The organism is Phytoactinopolyspora endophytica, from assembly GCF_004138495.1.
Classification (GTDB): domain Bacteria; phylum Actinomycetota; class Actinomycetes; order Jiangellales; family Jiangellaceae; genus Phytoactinopolyspora; species Phytoactinopolyspora endophytica.
This window is the reverse complement of sequence record NZ_ML142870.1, coordinates 4,703-10,870: the sequence shown is the minus strand read 5'-3', so window position 1 is coordinate 10,870 and position 6,168 is coordinate 4,703. Positions and strand designations below refer to the sequence as shown.

The window sequence follows — 6,168 nt, the reverse complement described above, 5'->3', positions numbered from 1 at the left end:
CGACGCACGTTTGGACACTCTGCACATTTAAGCCTGCACCCCGGGGGCCTTGGCAAGCGGGGTCCGCACTACGGATGCCTGACGCCCTATGACGTCGCAGGTGACGAGCGGTCACGGCATCAGGAAGTGTGGTCGCGGGCGTACCCGCCGGCGCTGCGCACCAGTGGCAGCATCCGGGGGCCGACCACGGTGGACAGTGCGATCAGCGTCGAGGTGCGGACGATATCGGCGTCGCCGACGAGGTCGTCGATGACGCGCTGGAGGTCGTCGTTGTCGCGAGCGACGATCCGGCACAGCAGGTCACCTTGCCCAGTGATGGTGTGGACCTCGAGGACCTCAGGGATGCGGTCGAGGTGGGCGGCGACCGACTCGCGTGCCCCTTGGCGGATGTCCAATGAGGCGAACGCGGTCACCCGGTATCCGAGTGCGCTCGGGTCGATGGTCGGTGCGAACGACCGGACCACTCCGGTGGTGATCAGCTTGTCCAACCGGGACTGGACGGTCGCTCGTGCGACTCCGAGCCGACGGGACGCCTCCAGGACACCGATCCTTGGCTCCCGGGTGAACAGCTCAATGATGCGCGTGTCCAAAGTGTCAATCACATTGCATAGCTTAGTCGTCGATCAGATGCTCAGAATGTACAGCTTGCGTACTGGCTAGCGTGATGGTTGCGCAACTCGCGGGCACAACGGCAGAGTCCATCCAAAAGGGCGGCGCTGGGCACCGTGGCCCGGCACTCACGACGCTGGAGGCGACCATGAGCACGACCGACGCGCCGCGTGTCCTCACGCCGGAGGAGCGCGCGGCAGATCTCGACCTGGATGAGCTCAAGCGCCTTGTCGGACTGGTGGAGTACGACGAGAGCAAGGACCCCTTCCCGGTGACCGCGATGGACGCTGTGGTGTTCGTCGTGGGCAACGCCACGCAGGCCGCTCACTTCTACCAGTCGGCGTTCGGCATGGAGCTCGTGGCGTACTCGGGGCCGGAGACCGGCAACCGGGACCACAAGTCGTACGTACTTCGCAGCGGTTCGGCCCGGTTCGTGTTCAAGGGCGGGGTGTCGCTTCAAAGCCCGCTGCTCGACCACCATCGGGAGCACGGGGACGGCGTCGTCGACCTCGCCCTGGAGGTGCCTGACGTCGACGCGTGCGTCGCTCATGCCCGGGAGCAGGGTGCGACGATCCTCGACGAGCCGCGCGATGTGTCTGACGAGCACGGCACGGTCCGGCTCGCTGCGATCGCGACGTATGGCGTGACCAGGCACACGTTGGTGGATCGGTCGCGGTATCGCGGCCCGTACCTTCCGGGGTATGAGAAGCGGAGCTCGTCCTTCGTCAAGCGGGAAGGTGCTCCGAAGCGACTGTTCCAGGCCGTCGACCACTGTGTCGGCAACGTCGAGCTCGGCCAGATGGACTACTGGGTCGACTGGTACCGCAAAGTCATGGGTTTCGCGAACATGGCCGAGTTCGTCGGCGACGACATCGCCACCGAGTACTCGGCGTTGATGTCCAAGGTCGTCGCCAACGGGAACCACCGGGTGAAGTTCCCGCTCAACGAGCCGGCGGTCGCCAGGAAGAAGTCTCAGATCGACGAGTATCTCGAGTTCTACGGCTCGCCGGGATGCCAGCACATCGCACTGGCCACCAATGACATCCTGCGCACCGTCGACGCGATGCGTGCCGAAGGCGTGGACTTCCTGAACACTCCGGACAGCTACTACGACGATCCGGAGTTGCGGGCCCGGATCGGTGAGGTGCGCGTACCCGTCGAGGAGCTCAAGAAGAGGGGAGTGCTCGTCGACCGGGACGAGGACGGCTACTTGCTGCAGATCTTCACCAAGCCGATCGGTGATCGCCCAACGGTCTTCTTCGAGCTGATCGAACGGCACGGCTCGCTCGGCTTCGGTAAGGGCAACTTCAAGGCACTGTTCCAGTCGATCGAACGTGAGCAGGAACGTCGCGGCAACCTGTGATGCGAAGCAGGCTGTGATGTATCGCTCTTGACCGTTATCATCGGGATATGACGATGATTCGCGGTGAGAGCGCGACGGAGCCGGACGCGCTGGCAGGTGCTCGCGTCGAAGGTACGCGGGACACGGACAGCGCGGCGGTCGCGCTGTTCCACAGCTTGTCCGATCCGGCCCGGCTGGCGATCATCCGGCTGCTGTCCGACGGTGAGCGTCGCGTCGTCGATCTCACCGGCGAGCTCGGCCTCGCCCAGTCCACCGTCTCGGGCCACCTGGCCTGCCTCCGTTCCGCCGGGCTGGTCGACGCCCACCCGCACGGCAGGTCCACGTATTACGCACTGACGCGGCCGGAGCTGTGGGAGTTGCTGGCGGCGGCCGAGACGGTGCTGGATGCGGCCGGTTCCGCTGTGACCTTGTGCCCTGAACACCATCGACCTCAGCGACCCGAGCCGCTGGTCCCATGCGGAGTGGCCGTCCGTGGCTGTCTGCTACACGGCGCGCACCACGGGAGACACTGATGGGTTTCGGGCACGGGCACGGCCACGCAGCCGGCACGGCGGCGTACGCGTACCGCAAGCGGATGATGCTCGTGCTCGGCATCGTCGTGTCGATCACGGCGGCCCAGGTGGTCGGGGCGGCCCTGTCCGGTTCCATGGCGCTGCTGGCGGACGCGGCACACAGCCTGACGGACGGCACCGGCGTCGGGCTGGCGCTACTGGCGACGGTAATAGCTGCCCGCCCCGCGAGCACGAAGCGCACCTTCGGCCTGCAGCGCGCGGAGATTCTCGCAGCGATGACGAATGCTGTCGTCGTCGGCGTCGCCGCGGTGCTGGTGCTCATCGGCGGCGTGCGACGGCTTGCCGACCCCGGTGAGGTGGAGAGCGGCATCATGCTCCTCGCCGCCCTGGTCGGCCTCATCGGCAACGCGACATCGCTGCTGATCCTCCGTCGCGGCCAACAGGAGAGCCTCAACGTGCGGGGCGCCTACCTCGAGGTCCTCGGTGACATGCTCGGCTCGATGGCCGTGGTGTTGGCGGCCATCGTGATCATGGTCACCGACTACGTGAGAGCAGACGCCATCGCGTCGATCCTGATCGGTCTGATGATCCTTCCCCGAGCGTGGATGCTGCTGCGCGAGGTGCTGCACGTGCTCCTGGAAGCGACACCGAAGGGAGTGGATCTCGACGACGTGCGCCGCCACATGATGGAAGTGCCAGGCATCGTCGACGTGCACGACCTGCACGCCTGGACGATCACCAGTGGCGTGCCCGTCATCTCCGCGCATGTCGTGGTCGACGAGCTCAAGCTGGACGAGTGCGGCAACGAGTCCATCCTCGACGGGCTGCACGGCTGCCTGGCAGGCCATTTTGACATCGAGCACAGTACCTTCCAGATCGAGCCCCGTGGCCACGTCGACCACGAATACGCCCGTCATGACTGAGCCCGCGGAATAGCTGGAGCGGATGGTCGTGATCGTACCCGCGACCAGACCCGGCCCTCGGTGTGATCATGCCGGCCAGCACGTCGCGCCACCGCTGGCCTGATGTCGATGAGCGGTCCTCGTCCTCAGTGATCGCCGTTGGCGGCACCGCTCGGTGAGTCCGTTGAGCTCGGCGATGGCGTAGAGCTAGGCGACGGCGCAGAGCTAGGCGACGGCGCAGAACTCGACCAGATACCGACGAGCCGGGCGATCACGATGGTCAGGAACAGCGTGCACGCCACGGCCTGGAACGTCGCCAGCGAACGTGCCCAGGGCGTGAGCGGAAGGACCTCGCCGTATCCGACCGTGGACATGGTGATGTAGCTGTAGTAGACCAGCTGCTGCCACGCTGGCGACTCCCCGGGAGTGGCCGGATCTTCGAAGCTTCCAGGCTCCAGGATCTCCATCACACTGAAGATGGCGCCGAAGAGGCCCCCGAAGATCACGTAGACACAGACAGCGGCCAGAATCAGATCCAGGCCCACCGCATGCCCACGGCGGAAGATGAACCTCATCAGCGTGATGTTCAAGGCCATCATGAACAGCGCCACCGTGATCAGCATCCCGAGCGTCGCGGACCGGTTGTCCTGGTCGAACGAGAACCAGGTGGCGAAGATCGCGAAGCTCCCCGCGAGAACGAACACAGGGACGAGCGGCTGTCGCTCGTCGCGGATGGTCAGGATCCCGAAGAGGACCATCCCGGCGTAGAGCAGCATGTACAGTCCTGTCCACAGTTCCCCGCGCAGCGTGACCGGGTAGCCGAACTGGAGCAGGACGACAAAGAACAGCAGCAGCCCGAGATTCCATGTGGATCTGGCTCTAAACGTCGCCCGGGGAGGGATGTGCGGCGCGCGTATCTGCATAGGCCTATGTAATCAGCAGAGCCGTGCCGTCGTGGGGACATGCTGGATCGGGCACGTCATCGCGCTCTCATGCCCGCAGATGTACGGCTCAGGCCGGGCGGATCGTTCCGGTGACCGCTCCGAGGGAGATGGGGAGCCCCTCCGGACCCGGAGCGGTGGCGCGGATGGTCACCGCGTCTCCATCCTCGAGAAACCTCCGCCGCGAGCCGTCCGTCAGGATCACCGGGTCGTCGCCGTTCCAGGTCAGCTCGAGGAACGATCCGCACTCATCCTTCACGGTCCCGCTCACGGTGCCGGACGCGTACAGCTCGCCGGTCCGGACTGCCGCACCGTTGACGGTCAGGTGGGCCAGTTGCTGCGCCGGCGTCCAGTACATGTCCGCGAACGGCGGACGTGATACGACGGTGCCGTTCCACTCGACCTCCAGCCGAATGTCCAGGCCCCACGGCTCGGTGTCAACCAGGTAGCCGGCCGGTTCCGGGTCGCGGGCCGGCGGCTCGACGCGGGCGTGTTCGAGTGCGCTCAGTGGCACGACCCATGGTGAGACGGACGTGGCGAACGACTTGCCGAGGAAGGGCCCGAGCGGCACATACTCGAATGCCTGGATGTCCCGGGCGGACCAGTCGTTGACCAGGACGACGCCGAAGACGTGATCAGCGAATTCGCCGACTTTGACCGGCCTGCCCAGTTCAGACGGTGCTCCGACGACGAACCCCACCTCTGCCTCGATGTCCAGCCGCGTCGACGGGCCGAACGCGACGCCGTCTCCGGCCCGGCGTAGACCGGACGGGCGGACGATCTCAGACCCGGACGGAACCACAGTGGCCGAGCGGCCGTGATAACCGATCGGCAGGTGCCGCCAGGCGGTAGGCAGGGACGGCGAGTCCGGGCGGAAGATCTTGCCGACGTTCTCGGCATGCGCCTGGCACGAGTAGAAATCGACGTAGTCGGCGACGTCGAACGGCATGTGCAGCCGCGTCGCCTCCAGTGGGACCAGATGCGGCTCGACGAGGTCACGTCGCGACTCGGCCGTTACCAGTTCCAGCAGCCATCCCCGCACCGCTTCCCACGCCGGGCGGCCAAGAGCCAGGAACGGATTGAGACTGGGCTGGTTGAAGACGTGGCCTCCTTCGAGACCTTCTACGGCGGCGAGCGGCGCCAAGTCGATCACACAATCGCCGACGGCCGCGCCCACCCGGGGGTCTTCCCCTTCGGTCGAGAACACCCCGTAAGGCAATGTGTGGAGCCCGAAAGGGGCTCCCTCCGGGATCTCCAGCCAGCTCTTCGTCCTGTCCGTCATGGCCAAGACGTTATCCGAACCCGGCCTAAGGCGACGGCGGCGTGGCGGTCTCGACGTAGAACAGGTGACCGTCGGGACTGACACGCAACGTCTGGTCGCGGAGCAGTAGCTCGCGTAGTTCTTCAGCACTCATGTCGTTGATCGTGGCCACGCGCTCCAGGTTCTCACCGAGCTCGTCGATCGCTTCCTGGCCGCCCATCGGCTCGGGCAGAAAGCCCCCGGCGGGTGTGAGTGGCCCTGTGGCCGGTGCCGCGGTGTCGTCGGGATCTCCCGGGTCATCCGGGTCCGCGGTACTGCTGGACGCCGTGGGGCCGGCCGACGGCTCTTGGGTGACGACCGTGTCATCGTCGCTATCCGACAGCCAACCGATCGCCGTCGCCCCAGCAGCCACTGCGACGACCACGGCCACCGAAGCGACGACGGTGATCGATCTCCGGCGGACCGGGCTGGTGGGCATCGGGGTCACTCCACTCGACGTCATGGCGGATCGACATCTATAGGACGGCCGCCGGGCGCGCGGGGTTTCGCTGTGCGATCCGGGGTGCGGAGATGATCGAGC

7 protein-coding genes are annotated in these 6,168 nt (G+C 66.2%); 3 read left to right on the top strand and 4 right to left on the bottom strand.

The window, feature by feature from the left end; translation table 11 throughout:
- Positions 1 to 119: 119 nt before the first annotated feature.
- Positions 120 to 602: an Lrp/AsnC family transcriptional regulator gene (locus tag ELR45_RS29555; protein WP_129669505.1), complete on the bottom strand. Its 483-nt coding sequence runs from the start codon at positions 600 to 602 to the stop codon at positions 120 to 122.
- A 155-nt stretch (positions 603 to 757) separates the two neighbouring features.
- On the opposite strand from ELR45_RS29555, the gene hppD reads away from it, so the two are divergent.
- From hppD to ELR45_RS29540, 3 genes are read left to right on the top strand one after another with little or no spacing between them, the layout of a single operon-like run.
- The gene (gene hppD, locus ELR45_RS29550) at positions 758 to 1,972 is read left to right on the top strand and encodes a 4-hydroxyphenylpyruvate dioxygenase (RefSeq protein ID WP_129669504.1); all 1,215 of its coding nucleotides are present in this window, start codon (positions 758 to 760) and stop codon (positions 1,970 to 1,972) included.
- A gap of 47 nt (positions 1,973 to 2,019) precedes the next feature.
- Positions 2,020 to 2,484: an ArsR/SmtB family transcription factor gene (locus ELR45_RS29545; protein WP_129669503.1), complete on the top strand. Its 465-nt coding sequence runs from the start codon at positions 2,020 to 2,022 to the stop codon at positions 2,482 to 2,484.
- Positions 2,484 to 3,407, top strand: coding sequence for a cation diffusion facilitator family transporter (locus ELR45_RS29540; protein WP_129669502.1), 924 nt, complete (start codon positions 2,484 to 2,486; stop codon positions 3,405 to 3,407). Before ELR45_RS29545 ends, ELR45_RS29540 begins: the two co-directional genes overlap by 1 nt.
- 125 nt (positions 3,408 to 3,532) lie before the next feature.
- On the opposite strand, the gene ELR45_RS29535 is transcribed toward ELR45_RS29540, so the two are convergent.
- The 3 genes from ELR45_RS29535 to ELR45_RS29525 form a co-directional block, all read right to left on the bottom strand.
- On the bottom strand, positions 3,533 to 4,309 hold the full coding sequence (locus tag ELR45_RS29535) for a potassium channel family protein (RefSeq protein ID WP_129669501.1): 777 nt from the start codon (positions 4,307 to 4,309) through the stop codon (positions 3,533 to 3,535).
- 88 nt (positions 4,310 to 4,397) lie between these two features.
- Positions 4,398 to 5,609, bottom strand: a complete 1,212-nt coding sequence (gene fahA, locus ELR45_RS29530) for a fumarylacetoacetase (RefSeq protein WP_129669500.1) — start codon at positions 5,607 to 5,609, stop codon at positions 4,398 to 4,400.
- Positions 5,610 to 5,634: 25 nt separating this feature from the next.
- A complete protein-coding gene (locus ELR45_RS29525; RefSeq protein WP_129669499.1) occupies positions 5,635 to 6,066 on the bottom strand; it encodes a hypothetical protein in 432 nt (143 codons plus the stop codon).
- Positions 6,067 to 6,168 lie beyond the last annotated feature (102 nt).

Coding starts and splice junctions, on each gene's coding strand:
- hppD (WP_129669504.1), top strand. CDS start 758: ATGAGCACGACCGACGCGCCGCGTGTCCTCACGCCGGAGGAGCGCGCG.
- ELR45_RS29545 (WP_129669503.1), top strand. CDS start 2,020: ATGACGATGATTCGCGGTGAGAGCGCGACGGAGCCGGACGCGCTGGCA.
- ELR45_RS29540 (WP_129669502.1), top strand. CDS start 2,484: ATGGGTTTCGGGCACGGGCACGGCCACGCAGCCGGCACGGCGGCGTAC.
- ELR45_RS29535 (WP_129669501.1), bottom strand. CDS start 4,309: ATGCAGATACGCGCGCCGCACATCCCTCCCCGGGCGACGTTTAGAGCC.
- fahA (WP_129669500.1), bottom strand. CDS start 5,609: ATGACGGACAGGACGAAGAGCTGGCTGGAGATCCCGGAGGGAGCCCCT.
- ELR45_RS29525 (WP_129669499.1), bottom strand. CDS start 6,066: ATGCCCACCAGCCCGGTCCGCCGGAGATCGATCACCGTCGTCGCTTCG.